The following is a 16157-nucleotide window of genomic DNA, read 5'->3' as shown; positions in this document are numbered from 1 at the left end:
CCTCAGCCCTCTGACGGAGGAACAGATGCCGCTCAACGGCATATCCAGGCGCTCCGTACTCGCCGCCGGCGCCGCCACCGCCGCGGTCGCCGCCACCGGCACCCTCGCCACCCCCGCTCAGGCCGCCCAGGCCGCCCCGACCCTCCCGAACGGCACCAGCAAGGACAAGGTGCTCTTCGTCGGTATGGACGGACTGCGCTACGACAGGATCGACGCCGCCAAGGCACCGACCCTCAAGTCCCTGATGGCGAACGGGACATACGGCATGTCGCTGCTGTACGCCAACCCCATGGCGCAGACCTCGTCCGGGCCCGGCTGGTCGACCATCTCCACCGGTGTCTGGCCCGACAAGCACGGCGTGAAGGACAACACCTTCATCGGCAAGAACTACGCCAAGTACCCCGGATTTCTCGCCCGGTTGAACCAGATCAGGCCCGAACTGTCCCTCTTCGCCGCCGTCGACTGGCCCGAGCTCGACACCCATGGCACCGTCACCCCCGGCGCCGACGCCAAGCTCGTGTTCAACAACAACTACGCGGTGAACGACAAGATCATCACCGACCAGACCGAGGACATCCTCCGCAACCAGAACCCGGACGTCCTGTTCGTCTACTTCGGCGAGACCGACGAGATGGGCCACAGCTACGGCGCCGCGAGCCAGAAGTACCTCGACGCCATCGACGTCCAGGACGCCTATCTCGGCCGGTTGCTGGCCGCGATCCAGGCCCGCCCCTCGTACGCCACCGAGCGCTGGACCGTCATCGTCGCCACCGACCACGGGCATGTCGACTCAGGCGGCCACGGAGGCAGCTCCATCGAAGAACGGCGTACGTTCGTGCTCGCCCAGGGCCCCGGCATCGCCGCAGGCGCCCGGCCCGCGGACACCCGGCTCGTCGATGTCGCCGCCACCGTCTTCAAGCAGCTCGGAATCACCCCCGACCCTGCCTGGGGCCTGGACGGCAAGCCCATTCAGGAACGCTCGACCGACCCCTTCGACACGCTGCAGTCCCAGCTGGGCCAGCGCGTCGACGAGACCGGTATCCCGGCCGGAGTGCTCGGCTTCACGCACACCGCGCCCAGCGGCTGGTCCGTGATCAACAGCGCGATGGGCACCGGCGGGGTGACCGAGTGGCGCGGCTGGGCCTTCGCCACCAACGAGTTCTGGTCCCGGGCGCAGCGGGACCAGTGGCGTGAGCTCAACATCCGCTCGCGCGGCGTCTTCGCGGTCGCCGACTCCGACGAGTGGGACGACAGGGCGAACTCGGGCGGCTACGACTCCACGCTCGTGACCCCGGCGTACAGCGTCGGCGGCAAGACGAAGGTGACGCTGGACTTCACCACCTTCTACCGGCAGGAGGGCAGCCAGACCGCCCAGGTCCTGGCCTCCTTCAACGGCGGCACGCCCGCGGTGGTCAAGAGCTACACGGCCGATGTGGTCTCCAAGCCGCAGTCGCTGACCGTGAACGTCCCCTCCGGGGCCTCCAGCGTCAGCTTCCGTTTCCGCTACACGGGCTCCAACGACTGGTACTGGGTGATCGACGGAGTCAGGGTCTCCGCTTCCTGATTCAGGACCGAAGGCTGAGACCCCCGCCACCGTCGGTGCGGGGGTCTCGGCGGTTGACGGCGCCGCTCACACGCGATCGACGAGGTCCGCGATCGAGTCCACGACGTTGGTCGGGCGGAACGGGTAGCGCTCGATGTCCGCCTTGCTCGTCAACCCTGTGAGCACAAGGAACGTTTCCATACCGGCCTCGAGCCCGGCCAGGACATCGGTGTCCATGCGGTCACCGATCATGGCGGAGGTCTCCGAGTGCGCTCCGATGGCGTTCAGCCCAGTGCGCATCATCAGAGGGTTCGGCTTGCCGACGAAGTAAGGGTCCTTGCCGGTGGCCTTGGTGATCAGCGCGGCGACCGCCCCGGTGGCGGGCAACGCCCCCTCGGCGGACGGTCCGGTCTCGTCGGGGTTGGTGGCGATGAACCGGGCCCCGTTGTTGATCAGGCGAACGGCCTTGGTCATCGCCTCGAACGAGTAAGTCCTCGTCTCGCCGAGGATCACAAAATCGGGGTCGTGGTCGGTGAGGACATAGCCGATGTCGTGCAGCGCCGTCGTCAGACCGGCCTCGCCTATCACGTACGCCGTGCCGCCCGGGTGCTGGTTGTCCAAGAACTTCGCGGTCGCCAGGGCCGAGGTCCAGAGGCACTCGACGGGCACGTCCAGGCCCATCCGGGAAAGCCTGGCGTGCAGGTCCCGCGCCGTGTAGATCGAGTTGTTGGTGAGGACCAGGAAGGGCTTCCCGGACTCCTTCAGCCGCTTGAGGAATGCGTCTGCACCGGGGATCGGGACGCCCTCGTGGATGAGGACCCCGTCCATGTCGGTGAGCCAGGATTCGACCGGCTTGCGTTCTGTCATGGCTCTACCGTACTCAGCACCTCTTCTCAAGCGCTTTGAGGTCATGACGCCGGCCGGAAGCGCGCGAACCTGACGTTGCGCCGGCTCGCCCCCGCTGTCCGGCAACTCCGCGCCGGCCGCGGGATCTTACCGATTCCTGACGCCCGCCCCGTGCGGGGCCCGTAAGGCCCCGCACGCGTCTAGCGTGATCGGTAAATCCCCGTGTGCGACCGGTCGGCGCAAGCCGCGCCGTATGCCGGTTCGACTTCGAACACACCGAATATCACTGGAAGGGCGGAAAAATGACCGTTGAGACGCTTCCGATCTGTGCCTACCCGGACTGCACCAACCCTCCGGAAGCGCCGACGCCCGGCGCCCCGGCGCCTCGTTACTGCGTTCATCCCGAGCACAACGCGCTGGGGGCCTTCCGCAAGTTCCGTGCCAAGAGGCAGCAGCGCAAGGAGGAGAAGCGCCAGGCGACCGAGATCAAGAAGGCGGCCAAGGCAGCGGCCGACGTTCAGCCGCCCGCTCAGTTCGCCACGCCGCCGGCCGTGGCCCAGGCGCCTGACTCGGGCCTTCCCCAGGTCGAGGAGGCGATGGAGGCCGTACAGGACGGGACCGGAGCTCGCGACGATCTCATAGCACTCATGTCCCGGCTGGCCACAGACTTGCCCTCCTACATCGAAGAGCTGGCCATCATCACGGACTCGGTCGCCGCCGAGGCGCGCATCGAGACCGTCACCAAGGCCGCGGCTCAGCGGACCCTGGCCGCCGAGCAGCGCACCGCGCTGGCGGAAGAGGCCGCGGAGATGGCCGTCGCCGAGCTGGACGAGGCCAAGCAGAAGTTCGAAGAGGAGACGGAGAAGATCCGCAAGGAAACCGGGCAGCAGGTGGCCGACGCCGAGTTCGTGCGTGCCGAGCTCGAACGCTACCGCGAGCGGGTCGCCCAGCTCGAGGACCGTCTCGACAAGGTGCGCGAGGAGGCGGACTCGGCCCGCAGGGAGCGCGGTGACCTCGCGCTGGAGATCGAGCGGCACCGCGCGGAGCACAAGAAGTAATCACCGACTGCCTCGCGGCGAGCGGACTGCTGCTCGCCGCGGGTCCGGGCTGGGGCGGGGCAGCGGCACGGTCCGTCGCCGATCGGGTCTGGGCCGAACGGGTCTGACGCATTTGGGCACGTCAGGGGGCTCAAATGGACCACCGGGCCGGTCTTGCGGATGCGAAAACGCCCCAGACGCGTGAATCTTTTCCCTATCAGGAGGTTCACGATGCGTTCATGCTTGATAGCTCTCCGTGCCGCAGGGGTGGCCACCGTACTGGTCCTGGCACCCGCCGCCACCGCCGCACATGCCGACGACTCCGTGGAGGTCAACCTCGCCCCGGCCACCGTCGTCCCCGGCGGTGAGGTGGCGATCAACGTCTCGGGCTGCCAGGGAACGACGGCCACCGTCACGTCCCAGGCCTTCGCCGCGGACGTCGAGCTCTCCAGCAGGACGGGCTCCCAGTTCTCCGGGCAGACGACCGTGAAAGCCGGCGTGAGCCTTGCCGCGTACGAGGTCAGTGTCGTGTGCGACGGTCATCGCCACCCGGCGAAGGGCCAGATCAAGGTCGTGCAGCAGCCCACGGACCAGCAGACCCCCGTCGCACCGGTCCGCGCGGGCGGTGGCGGCGCGGCCCACCTCGCCGTGGCCACGACGGACCGCGTCGAGGGCACAGGTCCTGGCACCCCGCACGCCGTGATCGGTCTCGTCCTCGCGGGCGTGGCGGCGATCGCCGTGGCCTTCCGCAGCTCACGACGGCGCCGGACGGAATCGGACTGACATGTCCTCCGCCGAACGCTCGGCGGGGACCGGTCGGCTGCTCACCGGAGTGGCCTGGGCGGTACTCCTGCTCGGGCTGTGGCTCTGGGGCAAGGGGTTCACCGGCGGCTTCGGCGGCACCTCGGCGCCGACCACGGGCGATGTGGCGGCGGTCGGACGGCCGCTCGGCGTGCCCCTGCCACCCGCCCTCGATCCGCTGAGCCCCGCCAGGCCCGACCGGGTGGAAATACCGTCGATAGGCATCGCCGCCCCCGTCGTCCCGCGCGGTCTGGACTCCGCCGGCGCGATCGACCCCCCGCCGTACGCCATGCAGAACACCGTCGGCTGGTACGGCAGCGGCACGCAGCCGGGCGCGTCCGGCGCGGCGCTGCTCGTGGGCCATGTCGACACAGAGACAAAACCGGCCGTCTTCTACGGGCTGAGCTCCGCCCGCCCCGGCGAGAAGGTCCGGGTGAGCAGGGCCGACGGCTCGGTCGTGGAGTTCACCATCGACGACATCCAGGTCTTCGGCCGGGACCGCTTCGATCCGACGAAGGTCTACGGGCCGCACGAGGACGGGCGGGCGGAGCTGCGGCTGATCACCTGCGGCGGCACGTTCGACCGCGCGAGCGGCACGTACAACGCGAATGTGGTCGTCTCCGCGTATCTGACCGCGGTGGTCAAGGAGTAGACGGCGAAGCGGCCGGCAGGGTCCAACCTGGCTCGACCGACGACATGCTCCCCCCAGGGCCGTCGGCCGAGCCGGTCCTCGACCGCGGGCGCCCGGGCTGCGGGAGAAGCCCGGCACCGGCACGGGAGGTTCTGGTTGGTCCGGTCGCGCTCAAGGTCAGGGGCCGGGGCCGTTGCCCGACACTCTAGAGCGGTCGATGGGCCCGGCCTAGGGGCCGGATGACACCATGTCGTGAACTCGTCGCCCTCAGTGGCTATTTCCTTCCTGTCGCCCTGCGAGCACACCGCGACGAGGTCCGGGCTCGTGGCTCTCACCCGGCGTGTGTCAGGATGGATTCGACCTGTCTTGTCCGGTGGGAAGCCCGGGCGGGGAGGTCACCTGCAAGTGCAGCCAAGGGGGAGTGGATGTACGGGAGTTCCACCGGGCGTGCCCGCCTGTGCGGGGCCGCGGCGGCGGGGGCGGCGGTGCTGCTTTTGCTCGCAGGCTGTTCCTCCGACGACGGCGAGGACAACAAACCGGCGGTGAGCCAGCAGCCCAAGGCGAATGATCCCTACTGGGTCAATCCCGACGGCAAGGCCGCGCGGCAGGTTGCCGCGTACCGCAAGGACGGCGACGACAAGAACGCCGAACTGATCAAGAAGATCGCCGAGCAGCCCGTCGGCGAATGGATCGGCCCGGACAAACCGGAGGCCGAGGCCAAGGGCTTCACCGAGGCGGCCGCGAAGGCCGACCGGGACGCGCTGCTCGTCCTCTACAACATCCCGCACCGCGACTGCGGACAGTTCTCCAAGGGCGGGGCGGCCGACGGCAACGCCTACCGGGAGTGGGTCGACAAGGTCGCGACAGGGATCGGCGACCGGCGGGCCACGGTGATCCTGGAGCCGGACGCGGTGCTGCACCTCGTGGACACGTGCACGCCGCAGGAGTTCCACGAGGAGCGGTTCGACCTGCTCAAGGGCGCCATCGAGCGGCTGAAGAAGCAGCCGAACACGAAGGTGTACCTGGACGCGGGCAACGCGGGCTGGTCGCAGCCGGACGCGCTGTTCGACCCGCTGCGGCGTGCCGGGATCGACAAGGCCGACGGCTTCTCCGTCAACGTCTCCAACTTCTATCCGACCGCGGCGAGCAAGGAGTTCGGCCGCAAGCTGTCCGCGAAGGTCGGCGGCAAGCACTTCGTGATCGACACCAGCCGCAACGGCAACGGCCCGTACACCGCGGGCAAGGACCCGTGGTGCAATCCGCCGGGCCGCGCGCTGGGCGAGAGGCCGACGACACAGACGGGCGACGCGCTCGTCGACGCGTATCTGTGGGTCAAGCGGCCGGGGGAGTCGGACGGGGAGTGCAGGGGTGGGCCACGGGCGGGGGAGTGGTGGGGGGAGTACGCGCTGGGCTTGGCGCGGGCGTCTAAGTAGCCCTGGGGTGGGGGGGCGGTGCCGCTGCGCGGGGCCGTTCCCCTACCCGCCCCTTCCCGAACTGGGGGCAAGCCCCAGACCCCGTATGCGACCTTCGGTCGTATGTCCTCAAACGCCGGACGGGCTGAATTTTCCGCCGGTCGGCCCGAATTGTCAGGCCGACCGGCGGAAATTCAGCCCCGTGGGGGTCCCCCCGGACGAAGTCTGGGGGAGATTGAGGCGCGGGGGTCCGGGGGCAGCGCCCCCGGTTACGGGACCTCCACCCACACACCCTCCGACGGCGTCCCCTTCTCGTCCGTCACAAACAGCATGTACCAGCCCGACGGCACCAACGCCCGGTTCGCCGGCACCGACACCTCGATCCCGTCCGCCGTCTTCTTCACGTCCAGTGCGATCGACCGCTGATCCGTGTCCGTGACATGCGTGACCGCGCTCGGCCGGATCAGCTTCGCCGTCTTGACGGACGCGGCGTCCTTGACCTTGAACGTCCCCGTGTCCCCGCGCGCGATGGACTTCGGCCCGCCGCTGATGACCGGCTTGGAGTCCCGGTAGAGATACGGCGGCGTGTAGATCTCGATGCGCTGCTCGAAGACGCCCGGCTTCGTGTTCGCCTTGTCCGCGAACAGTGAGTCCGAGCCGAAGATCATGACGCGCCCGTCGGGGAGCAGCAGCGAGCCCGAGTGGTAGTTGCGCCCCACCGCGGGGTCTGCGACCCGCTTGTACGTGCCGGTCTTCGGGTCGTACGTGCGCGCCTGGAGCACGTTCGAGCCGCCCCGCCCCCGGTAGTCCGAGGAGCCTCCGGTCACCAGGATCGAGTCGTCAGGCAACAGCGAGGCGCTCGGGTAGCGCGTGCCCTTCTCCAGTGAAGCGCCGTCCTTGAAGCGGGGGTTGTTCTCCTTGAGGTCGACCAGGCGGGACTTCTCACTCGCCTTCTCGGACTCGCCGACCCCGCCGCCGCCGATGACCATGAACCTCTGGTCCTGGGCGGGCGGCAGCATGACCGTGGCGGAGGTCTCCATCTTGTCCGGGTCGCTGAGCCCGGGGACCTTGACGAACTTGTTCGTCTTCAGGTCCCAGACGCCCGGCGCGCGGCCGACGTCGGCCGGTCCGTACCCGGCGTTGGAGCCGGAGTAGAAGAGCTTGCCGTTGTCCATCAGGAAGATCGCCGGGTAGGTGGGGAACTTCCTGATGATCCCGGTGTACTCCCACTTCTTGGTCTTCGGGTCGTAGACCTCGTCCTTGCCGGGGACGATCTGCCCGATCTCGTCGAGGCCGGAGAGCGCGAGGACCTTGCCGTCCTTGAGCGTGGTCAGCGTGGGGTACCAGCGGGCCTCGTTCATCGGGTCGACGGTGATGTACTTCTCCGCCACCGGGTCGAACTCGTAGGCCTCCTTGATGCCCTGGAAGTCCTTCTTGTCGAGGGCGAGCTTCTGCGCGATGCCGTAGATGTTGCGGGCGTCGGAGCCCTTGAGGCCCTGCACGCGGTAGTTGTCCTCGGTGCCGGTCTCGTAGTCCTTCCCGGACTCCTCGGCCTCGACGTAGATACGGCCGAGGCCCGGCTCGGTCCGCAGGAACCTGCCCGTCGCCGGGTCGAAGACCTTCTTCGCCTTCTCCACCAGGACGGGGTCCTTGGAGACGAAGGTCTTGCCGTTCTTCTTGCCGGTGAACTTGGTGCCCGCGGGCAGGGTCTTGGGCTCGTCCGGGTCCTCGTTGTGCACGACCATCAGGCCGCCGGCCTTGGTGATGTCGCCCTTGAGCTTCTCGTACCGCTTGGTGCCGCCCGCGATCAGGAGCTTGCCGTCGGGCAGTTGGGTGTGCCCGGCGCAGAACATGTCCTTGGGCGTGGGGATCTTCTTGAACTCATTGGTCCTGGGATCCCACAGCACCGACTCGAACTTCTTCGCGTCGAAGTTCTTCTGGTTGTTGCCCGATCCGGCGACGAGCAGCACCTTGCCGGTGTGCAGCAGCGCCGCGTGGATGGAGTTGATGCGGTACTCGGCGGGGACGTCCAGAAAGTCCCAGTGACCGTTCTCAGCCTTGTACTCGGGCTTGTTGATCTTGTAGTCGTGGTACTGGTCCGAGCCGAAGCGCCACAGCGCCGGCCCGTTGAAGCCGGCCACCGCGACGACCACCGCGGCGCCGATCGCTATCCGGCGGGCCCGGTTCTTGCGGTGGTTCGGCCGGACGGGCAGCGTGCTCATTTCTTACGTCCCCCAAGGGCGATCTGCATGGTCTGTTCTGCGGCGGAGCCCGGCCGCTGCTGCGGCACATGGGCCTCGGGCTGTGCGGCCGGCGGCCGTCCGCCGCCGTGGCGCCGTGTGCGCTTCTTCTTCTCGGTGCGGATGCCGTGGCGCCAGGCGAAGATCGGCGCCGCGGTGATCAGCAGGGCCAGCGTCGCCCACACGATCATCGCCGGATGGTCGTGCCCGAAGTAGAAGGAGGAGCCCAGTGATCCGCCGAAGACGAGGATGAAGAAGAGATGGATCCGGAAGGTGCCGAAGAGAGTGTCCGGGCTGGACGAGTCGCCCTTGGGGGTCACGACGAAGCTGCTCTTGCGGCGCAGTACGGCGTCCATCAGCGAGCGTGCGTAGATCGGCGCGGAGAGCGCGGACATGACCATGCCCGCGAGTCCGCCGGAGCCCTCGGGCTCGTGCGGCGAAACGTTGTGGCGGCGGTTCCAGATGTAGAGGCCGATCTGGAGCGCCGAGGCATTGCCGTACAGCATCATCCAGATTGCGGGGTCGATCTGCACACCCGAGGCGCCCATGCCCAGGAACAGCGCACAGCTCAGCGCCGCCAGGATCCAGTTGAGGGCGGACATCGGGTAGAAGATGATCATCATCGTGTAGTTGAAGAGCTTGCCCGGCGGCAGGGAGTAGAAGCCCTTCCAGTACTGCTTCATGATCGTTTCGTACGTGCCCCGGGACCAGCGCAGCTGCTGGGTGAAGAAGTCGGTCCAGGCCGTGGGCCCCTCGCCGACGGCCAGCACGTCCGGGGTGTAGACCGAGCGCCACTTGTTGCCGGTGTCCGGGTTCTTGGCGCGGTGCATCTCGAAGCCGGTGGCCATGTCCTCGGTGATCGAGTCGTACAGGCCTCCGATCTGCTTGAGCGCCTTGATGCGGACGGCGTTGGAGGTGCCGACGAACATCGGGGCGCCGTAGCGGTTGCCCGCGCGCTGGATCAGCGCGTGGAAGAGGAACTGCTGCGACTCGGCGGCCTTGGTGACGAAGGTGTCGTAGTTGCCGTAGACCTGCGGGCCGATGACAAAACCGACGTCGGGGTCGCGGAAGTAACCGAGCATCCGCTCCAGATAGTTGGGCAGCGGGATGTGGTCGGTGTCGACGGAGGCGAAGAAGTCGTAGTCGCCGCCGTGCGCCTCGAGCCAGGCGTTGTAGTTGCCGTGCTTGGTCTTGGCGCGGTGGGCGCCCTTGGTCTGGTTCCACTTCGCGATGCCCTTGCGGGAGAAGTGGTGGACGCCGAGGCGCGCGCACACCTCCTTGACGGCGGGGTCGTCGCCCTCGTCGAGGAGCCAGACGTGCATCAGTCCGCGGTGGCGGATCTTGACGGCCGCCTCCAGTGTCTTCGTCACCATCTCCAGGGGCTCCTTGCCCGGTACGAAGGAGGTGAGGAAGGCGACCTTGGTGCCGGACTCGGGCACCACGGGGACGGGATCACGCGCCACCAGCGTCGCGTGCGCGTTGGACAGGACGTTCATCGTGCGGAAGAGCTCGATCAGACCGATCGAGACGAGCATGACGATGTCGAGAATGAGCAGCGTGTCGTTCTTCAGGTTCGGATCGCGCTCGGTCCAGTGCTGCGGCTGCATCAGCCAGGCGAACAGACCCAGCGACACCAGCGGCGCGGCTCCCAGCAGCAGGGCGGCCCGTATGCGGTGCGGCTCCTGCGAGAGCAGGGACCGGTACTGCACGGTGTACGGCTTGGTGGGATCGGGCTGGGTGAGGGGGCCGGCGAGGCGGCTGTAGTGCTCGTAGTCGTACTTGGGGAGCGCCTTCTTCGGGCGCAGCCGGTGGCCTCCGGTGCGCAGATGGGCGGGTACCCGGAGCTGGGTCGTCAGGGAAGGGTCGTTGTGCTGCCCGGCGCCGTTCGGCGTCGACGTCATGAGTCATCCCCCCGCACGCATGCTGGCTGCGTGTGATGTGGTCGGTTCTTAAGTCCTGACCCCGGTCCCCCTCGACCAGTTGCCCTGGACACATCAGTGGCGGGCCACCGTCCCTACAGACACGAAACAGTCACTCGCCGGTTGCATCATGCCCGTCACGTGTTCGGACCGTGATCGGGGTCCCCTTCCCCGCACTCCGACAACGGACTGATGCGCCTGTACTAGCCTCAACTACGCGAAACGGATGCCCCATTGGAGCCATTGCTTCCAGGATAGGTTCTACGACCCCGCCCATGATCGCAAGGGTGAATGAAGCACTTAAGCGGATATATGTACGATTTGAGGTGCCCTTGTGGGCGAGCAGTGTTCGGGTGCGGGGTGGCCGAAAATGACCGTAGGGACGACCGAGGCCCCCTCACTCGCCGTGAGGGGGCCTCAGTGTTGCGTGCGCCGCCAGGGACTCGAACCCCGGACCCGCTGATTAAGAGTCAGCTGCTCTAACCAACTGAGCTAGCGGCGCCTGCTGACCTGGAGAACTCTACCGGACGGCGAAGGGTGCTACTGACCATTATCTGATCGTTCCGGCCTGTCGGATCGTCGTTTATTACCGCTACTCGGTCAAAATGCGATCAAACGTGACAGATCAATCAGTGACAGGGGCCACGTATGACCGCGCCGGTATTCGAGGAGTTCGAGCCGACCGACGACTGCGACTGCGCGGGGTGCGTGCAGCAGCGCCGGGCTCTGGCCGCGGGGGAGCACCCGGCCGCGCACGGCTGCCGCCGGGCACTCGTGCTGTTCACGGCGGCGGGTGTGGTCCTGGGCGGCGGCGGAGGAGCAGCCGCGGCGACGGCAGTCGGGGTCCCCTCCGCACCCGGGTCCGCGCTCCGGTCCGCGCCGGGGGCGGCCGCATCCGTCGGCGATCCCGAGCCCGCCAACGAGCAGGGCGGCACCGCACCGCTGCACGGACCCAATCCCGCCACCGCCACGGTCCCCGCCGCGCTGCGTCCGGTCACCCGGGCCGAGATCATCAACCGCGCCGAGCAGTGGGTGGCCGCCAAAGTCCCGTACAGCATGGACAAGTACTGGTCGGACGGGTACCGCCAGGACTGCTCCGGCTTTGTCTCGATGGCCTGGAACATGGGCAGCAACGAGTGGACCGGGAGCCTCGCGCAGTTCGCCACCCGGATCACGCGCGAGGAGCTGGAGCCCGGCGACATCCTGCTCTTCCACAACCCGGACAATCCGACCAAGGGCTCGCACGTCACGATCTTCGGCGGCTGGACCGACTACACGCACACCTACTACGTCGCGTACGAGCAGACGAAGCCGCACACCCGCAAGCAGCCGACGCCCATGGGGTACTGGACCAACGCCGACCGTTATCTGCCCTACCGCTACAACGGCCTCATCACCGCGACGACCACCGCGACGACCACCGCGAGCGGGCCGGTCTTCGCCGATGAGTATCCGGGCGCGACGGCCTTCGGCCCCGGCGCGAACAACGCGCACATCACCAAGCTCGGCGAGATGCTGGTCGAACTCGGCTTCGGTACGTACTACACAGTCGGCCCCGGGCCGGTCTGGGGGGAGGCCGACCGCCGGGCCACCGAAGCCTTCCAGCTCGCCCAGGGCTGGCGCGGCCCGGCCGCCGACGGGATGCCGAGCGCGGAGACCTGGCAGCTCCTGGCGACCAAACAGGGCAGGAGCATCCCGGCGGCGGCGCCCGGCCCCGGCGGCACGAGCGCGGCGAAGCCCACGTACCCCGGGTCCCGGCACTTCAGGCCCGGCCGGTCCGGCGCGCATGTCACCCAGCTCCGCAGGAAGCTGGTCGAACTCGGCTTCGGCAAGCACTACACGGCCGCCCCCGAGCCGGTCTGGGGCGAGGCGGACCGGCGCAGTGTCGAGGCCTTCCAGCGGGCCCAGGGCTGGCGCGGCGCGGCGGCCGACGGATTCCCCGGACCGGAGACCTGGCGCCGGCTCTTCGCCTGAGACACGCACCGAACCCATCAGTGGAGGCGGCAGTCATGAACACCACGCCCTCGGAGCCCGACGGCGAACCGACGTCCGACGGCCCGCGGCACACCCCCGTGATCGCCCAGGAGGTGACCACCGAGATCCCCGTGCATCTCCTCTTCCGCGACGACGACTCGCAGCCGATCGCCCTGCGTTCCGCCGTGGTGGCTCGACGGCAGGGCACCGGCGAGCAGCCGAAGGTCGGGCGCAGGCCCGCGCCGCCGGCCGCCGTGCCCCTGCGGCCCGCGCCGCCCGTCGATCCGGACCTGGGCGAGCGCCCCGCGTCCGCGCTGCCCGGCTGGACCGGTCTGGTTGCGGGTGCGTGCGCGCTCGGCGGGATCGGCGCGGTGCTGTGGGGGGCCGGGGCGGTGCCGGGCCCGGTGGCCGGGCTGCTCGGGCTGACCCCGCATCCGTTCCACGGCATCGGGTTCGGACTGTGGTGCCTGCTCACGCTCGGCGTGACCCTTGTGCTCTTCGCCTTCGGCGGGCTCGGCCGCGGACGCGTCGGCCAGGCCTGGGTGCTCACGCTTTTCGGCGACTACTGCGGCAGCGTGCGGCGTACGGGACTGGTGTGGGTGAGCCCGCTGGTGCTGCGCCGGCGCGTGGACGTGCGGCTGCGGCACTGGCGCAGCGAACCCATGCCCGCGGTCGACGCGGACGGCACCGCGCTACGGGTCGTCGTGCTCGTGGTGTGGCGGGTGGCGGACACGGCGCGTGCCGCGCTCGGTGTCGAGGACCACGAGGACTATCTGAGCGAGCAGGTCGAGGCGGCGATGGCGCGGGTGCTCTCGCAGCTGCCCGCCGACGCCTTCCACGAGGAGGCGCCCACGCTGCGCGACGCGGAGGCGGTCGGCGACGCGCTGACCCGGATGCTGTCGGCGGACTGCGCGCCGGTGGGGATCGAGGTCTTCTCGGCGCAGCCGACGGGGATCGAGTACGCGCCGGAGGTGGCGGCCGCGATGCAGCGCCGGCGGATCGCCGCGATCGACGCCAAGCACCGTGACAGCGTGCTGACTTCGGTGGTGGACGCGGTGGAGGAGACGGTGAGCAGGCTGACCGCGCGGGGGCTCGTGGAGCTCGACGACTACGAGCGCAAGGCTCTGGTGAAGGACCTCACGATCGCCTTCTACACCGGGCGTTGCGGGGCGGCGGAAGGTACGTGATTGGTCTGGACATGTTCAAGTTCCGTTAATACCCTGGGACTTGGTCTAGACCTGAATACGTACCACGCACGTGTGCAGCACGGCTCGCCTGAACTCCCCCACGTTCTCCAGGAGCGAAGCATGCGCAAGAAGATAAGCGCGGCCGTGGTCGGTCTCGCCGTAGCGGGCACCACTGTGCTCGCCACCGGCAGCGCCAGCAGCCACGGCTACACCGACTCGCCCATCAGCCGCCAGAAGCTCTGCGCCAACCGCACGGTCGCCGACTGCGGCGAGATCATCTACGAACCCCAGAGCGTCGAAGGCCCCAAGGGCTTCCCGGCCGCGGGCCCGGCCGACGGAACGATCTGCGCCGGTGGCAACAGCCGCTTCTCGCAGCTCGACGACCCGCGCGGCGGCACCTGGCCCACCACCAAGGTCTCCGCGGGCCAGAACTACACCTTCCGGTGGCAGTTCACCGCCATGCACGCGACGACCGACTTCAAGTATTACGTCACCAAGAACGGCTGGAACCCGGGCCAGAAGCTCACCCGCGCCTCGCTCGACTCGCAGCCGTTCCTGACGATCCCCTACAACGGCCAGCGCCCGCCGTCCACGCTCAGCCACTCCGGGACGCTGCCGTCGAAGTCAGGCAGGCATCTGATCCTCGCGGTGTGGACGGTGCACGACACCGGCAACGCTTTCTATGCCTGCTCGGACGTTCAGTTCTGACAGGTAGTCAGTTACCGTGCGGCGTCATGAGGAACGCGGAAGCAGGCACCGTCGCGGAGCTCGTACAGCGCCAATGGGGCGACCATCGGGTGGGCCTGAGGGACCACGGTCACTCGCTCACCCACCATCAGATGGCCGCGGGCGCCGCCGCACGGGCCGCGCTCCTCGTGGACCTGATGCCGCGCGGCGCCGAGCCACACCTCGGGGTACTGCTCGACAACACCCCGGAGTTTCCCCTGTGGCTCAGCGCGGCGGCTCTCGCCGGAGCCGCCGTGGCAGGCATCAACCCGACCCGGCGCGGGCCCGAACTGGCCCGCGACATCCAGCACACCGACTGCCGGGTGCTGGTCACCGAACGCTCCCGCCTTCCCCTCCTCGACGGTCTCGAACTGCCGGGGACACGGGTGCTGGTGACCGATCCCGACAACGCCGACTACGCCGAGCTCCTCGCCCCGTACGCCGCCGCCGTACCCGGCGAAGCCACGCTCGGCCCCGTCGGGCCCGGCAGCCGGCTGCTGCTGTACTTCACCTCCGGGTCGACGGGCGCGCCCAAGGCCGCGATCTGCTCCCAGGGGAGGCTCGCGGCGGCGGGCGCCTCGCTCGTCGCGCACTTCGGCGTGCGCGCGGACGACGTGCACTACATCTGCATGCCGATGTTCCACGGCAACGCCGTCATCGCCGACTGGGCGCCCGCGCTGTCGGCGGGCGCGGCCGTCGCGCTGCGGCGGCGCTTCTCGGCCTCGGGCTTCCTGTCCGACGTACGGGAGTTCGGCGCCACGTACTTCACCTACGTCGGCCGGGCCGTCCAGTACCTGCTGGCCACGCCCGAGCGGGACGACGACTGCTCGCACTCCCTGCGGCTGGGCTTCGGCACCGAGGCGGGCGCGGTGGACGCGGCCCGCTTCGAGGCGCGCTTCGGCGTACGCCTGGTCGAGGGCTACGGCTCCTCGGAAGGCGGCGCGGCGATCCAGCGGACCCCCGACACGCCCGCCGGCGCGACAGGCAGGGCCGGTCCCGGCGACGACCTCGCGGTGGTCGACCCCGACACAGGCAAGGAACGGGCGATCGCGGCGCTTGACGAGGAGGGGCGGCTGCTCAACGGGGACGAAGCGATAGGGGAGTTGGTCAACCGCGGCCCAAACCCCTTCGAGGGCTACTGGCGCCACCCCGAGGCGGACGCGGCCCGGACCCGCGGCGGCTGGTACTGGACCGGCGACCTCTTCTTCCGCGACGCGGAGGGCTTCCTGTACTTCGCGGGCCGTACGGACCACCGGCTGCGGGTCGACAGCGAGAACCTCGCCGCCGCGATGATCGAGAACATCCTCGCCCGCTGGGAGCCCGCGGCGGCGGTCGCCGTCTACGCCGTGCCCGACCCGGTGTCGGGCGACCAGGTGATGGCGGCGGTGGCACTTCGGGACGGGGAGTCCTTCGCCCCGGAGGCCTTCGCCGACTTCCTGGCGACGCAGCCGGACCTGGGCACGAAGATGGCGCCGCGGTTCGTACGGGTGCTGCGGGAACTGCCGGTGACGGCGACGAACAAGGTTCACCGGGTGGGGTTGCGGAAGGTGGGGTTCGGGGGTGGGGACCCGGTGTGGTGGCGGCCGGGGGGCGCGGGGGCGTATCGGTTGCTGGGGGTAGAGGAGCGGTCGGCGCTGGAGGCGGAGTACGCGGAGCGGGGGCGGGGTGAGGTCCTGGCTGGGGCTCCGCCCCGGACCCCGCTCCTCAATCGCCGGAGGGGCTGAATGTGCGGCCGAGCCGCATATTTCAGCCCGTCCGGCGATTGAGGACATGCGGCCGAAGGTCGCATACGGGGGTCCGGGGGCAGCGCCCCCGGTTACGGGAAAGGGCGGGATGGGGGC

11 protein-coding genes, 1 tRNA gene and 1 pseudogene are annotated in these 16157 nt (G+C 69.1%); 9 read left to right on the top strand and 4 right to left on the bottom strand.

Features of this window, described 5'->3' with window-relative positions; all coding sequences use genetic code 11:
• Positions 1–25: 25 nt before the first annotated feature.
• Positions 26–1564 (top strand): alkaline phosphatase family protein, encoded by a 1539-nt coding sequence (locus OG741_RS15325; protein WP_405598090.1) that lies wholly within the window; start codon positions 26–28, stop codon positions 1562–1564.
• 66 nt (positions 1565–1630) lie between these two features.
• Here OG741_RS15325 and OG741_RS15320 read toward each other — a convergent pair whose 3' ends face one another.
• Positions 1631–2410, bottom strand: coding sequence for an HAD-IIA family hydrolase (locus OG741_RS15320; protein ID WP_405598087.1), 780 nt, complete (start codon positions 2408–2410; stop codon positions 1631–1633).
• Between the two features lie 281 nt (positions 2411–2691).
• Here OG741_RS15320 and OG741_RS15315 point away from each other — a divergent pair, with 281 nt between their 5' ends.
• The 4 genes from OG741_RS15315 (at position 2692) to OG741_RS15300 (ending at position 6291) form a co-directional block, all read left to right on the top strand.
• Complete coding sequence (locus OG741_RS15315) at positions 2692–3447, top strand: hypothetical protein (RefSeq protein ID WP_405598084.1); 756 nt, start codon at positions 2692–2694, stop codon at positions 3445–3447.
• Between the two features lie 210 nt (positions 3448–3657).
• The gene (locus tag OG741_RS15310; RefSeq protein ID WP_405598082.1) at positions 3658–4209 is read left to right on the top strand and encodes a hypothetical protein; all 552 of its coding nucleotides are present in this window, start codon (positions 3658–3660) and stop codon (positions 4207–4209) included.
• Position 4210: 1 nt separating this feature from the next.
• The gene (locus OG741_RS15305) at positions 4211–4879 is read left to right on the top strand and encodes a class F sortase (RefSeq protein WP_405598079.1); all 669 of its coding nucleotides are present in this window, start codon (positions 4211–4213) and stop codon (positions 4877–4879) included.
• Positions 4880–5283: 404 nt separating this feature from the next.
• On the top strand, positions 5284–6291 hold the full coding sequence (locus tag OG741_RS15300) for a glycoside hydrolase family 6 protein (protein ID WP_405598076.1): 1008 nt from the start codon (positions 5284–5286) through the stop codon (positions 6289–6291).
• Positions 6292–6539: 248 nt separating this feature from the next.
• Here the strand turns inward: OG741_RS15300 and OG741_RS15295 are convergent, their stop codons facing one another.
• From OG741_RS15295 to OG741_RS15285, 3 genes are all read right to left on the bottom strand, one after another.
• Positions 6540–8492, bottom strand: a complete 1953-nt coding sequence (locus OG741_RS15295; protein ID WP_405598073.1) for a galactose oxidase-like domain-containing protein — start codon at positions 8490–8492, stop codon at positions 6540–6542.
• The gene (locus OG741_RS15290) at positions 8489–10411 is read right to left on the bottom strand and encodes a glycosyltransferase family 2 protein (RefSeq protein WP_405598070.1); all 1923 of its coding nucleotides are present in this window, start codon (positions 10409–10411) and stop codon (positions 8489–8491) included. Before OG741_RS15290 ends, OG741_RS15295 begins: the two co-directional genes overlap by 4 nt.
• A gap of 446 nt (positions 10412–10857) precedes the next feature.
• Positions 10858–10931 (bottom strand) — tRNA-Lys (locus OG741_RS15285).
• Between the two features lie 146 nt (positions 10932–11077).
• On the opposite strand from OG741_RS15285, the gene OG741_RS15280 reads away from it, so the two are divergent.
• The 4 genes and pseudogenes from OG741_RS15280 (at position 11078) to OG741_RS15265 (ending at position 16040) form a co-directional block, all read left to right on the top strand.
• Entirely contained in the window at positions 11078–12403 is a 1326-nt protein-coding gene (locus OG741_RS15280) for a peptidoglycan-binding protein (protein ID WP_405598067.1), read from the top strand.
• 11 nt (positions 12404–12414) lie between these two features.
• Positions 12415–13590, top strand: a pseudogene (locus tag OG741_RS15275) (SPFH domain-containing protein); the annotation flags it as partial.
• 120 nt (positions 13591–13710) lie between these two features.
• Positions 13711–14298 carry a lytic polysaccharide monooxygenase gene (locus OG741_RS15270; RefSeq protein ID WP_266476114.1) on the top strand — a complete coding sequence of 196 codons (588 nt, stop codon included), beginning with the start codon at positions 13711–13713 and terminating at the stop codon, positions 14296–14298.
• A 26-nt stretch (positions 14299–14324) separates the two neighbouring features.
• Positions 14325–16040, top strand: coding sequence for an AMP-binding protein (locus OG741_RS15265; protein WP_405598063.1), 1716 nt, complete (start codon positions 14325–14327; stop codon positions 16038–16040).
• The last annotated feature ends 117 nt before the right edge of the window (positions 16041–16157 follow it).

Origin of the sequence: Streptomyces sp. NBC_01410, assembly GCF_045040195.1 — a bacterium.
Taxonomy (GTDB): domain Bacteria; phylum Actinomycetota; class Actinomycetes; order Streptomycetales; family Streptomycetaceae; genus Streptomyces.
This window is presented reverse-complemented; position numbering and strand designations above follow the sequence as displayed.